The sequence below is a fragment of the Azospirillum aestuarii genome (genome assembly GCF_016632405.1).
GTDB lineage: Bacteria > Pseudomonadota > Alphaproteobacteria > Azospirillales > Azospirillaceae > Azospirillum > Azospirillum aestuarii.
The window spans coordinates 1-1191 of sequence record NZ_JAEPIV010000095.1; the positions used below are offsets into that span (position 1 = coordinate 1).

At 67.3% G+C, this 1191-nt stretch carries 1 protein-coding gene and 1 other annotated feature; the gene reads left to right on the plus strand.

Annotated elements, in window-relative coordinates; genetic code table 11:
- A protein-coding gene (locus JJL56_RS32765) for an IS3 family transposase (protein ID WP_200487938.1) occupies window positions 1–1191 on the plus strand; the annotation gives its coding sequence in 2 pieces (ribosomal slippage) (window positions 1–278 and window positions 278–1191; 1192 coding nt annotated over the 2 pieces). This gene is flagged as partial in the annotation.
- Window positions 268–384 (plus strand) — a sequence feature (AL1L pseudoknot). Its footprint overlaps the gene before it by 117 nt.

A 1191-nucleotide genomic window follows, 5' to 3' on the forward strand; every position in this document is an offset into this window, starting at 1 on the left:
AGCGAAATACGCCCCTGAAGTCCGCGAGCGCGCGGTTCGGATGGTGTTCGAGCACGAGGGGGATCACGCCTCGCAGTGGGCGGCGATCGGCTCGATCGCGGCGAAGATTGGCTGCACGGCGGAGACGCTGCGGGGCTGGGTCCGGCAGGCTGAGCGCGACCAGGGCAAGCAGCCCGGCCCCACGACGGACGAGCAGGAGCGGATCAAGGCGCTGGAGCGCGAGGTGCGGGAACTGCGTCAGGCGAACGAGATCCTGCGCAAGGCGTCGGCGTATTTCGCCCAGGCGGAGCTCGACCGCCCGTTCAAGAAATGATCGCCTTCATCGACGCTCATCGCAGCGTCCACGGGGTCGAGCCGATCTGCAAGGTGCTGCCGATCGCCCCGTCGACCTACCGCGCCCACGCCGCCCGCCGGACCGATCCGGCCAAGGCGCCGGCCCGCTCGCGAAGCGATGCGGAGTTGAGTTTGGCTATCCGACGGGTCTGGGATGCGAACTTCCAAGTCTATGGGGTGCGGAAAGTCTGGCGGCAGTTGCGACGGGAAGGCCTCGACGTGGCGCGCTGCACGGTGGCCCGGCTGATGAAGCACATGGGTCTGAAGGGGGCGGCACGGGGCAAGGCGGTGCGCACCACGATCAGCGACCGCGCCACATCATGCCCCGCCGACCGGGTGAACCGCCAGTTCCAGGCGCCACGCCCGAACGCCTTGTGGGTGGCCGATTTCACCTACGTTGCCACGTGGCGGGGCTTCGTCTACGTGGCCTTCGTCATTGACACCTTCGCCCGCCGCATTGTCGGCTGGCGGGTGTCGCGCACCGCCCACGCCGGCTTCGTCCTGGATGCCTTGGAGCAAGCGCTTCATGATCGTCGGCCGGCCAAGGGCAGCGGCCTCATCCACCATTCCGACCGCGGGTCGCAATACGTTGCTATCCGGTACACCGAACGTCTCACCGCCGCCGGCATCGAACCCTCCGTGGGCAGCGTTGGCGATTCTTACGACAACGCTTTGGCCGAGACGATCAACGGCCTCTACAAGACCGAGGTGATCCGGCGCCGCGGGCCGTGGCACACCCTGGAAGCCGTCGAATTCGCCACCTTGGAGTGGGTGGACTGGTTCAATCACCGGCGCCTGCTCGAGCCCATCGGCAACATTCCCCCAGCCGAGGCCGAAGCACGCTACTATGCCCAAGCT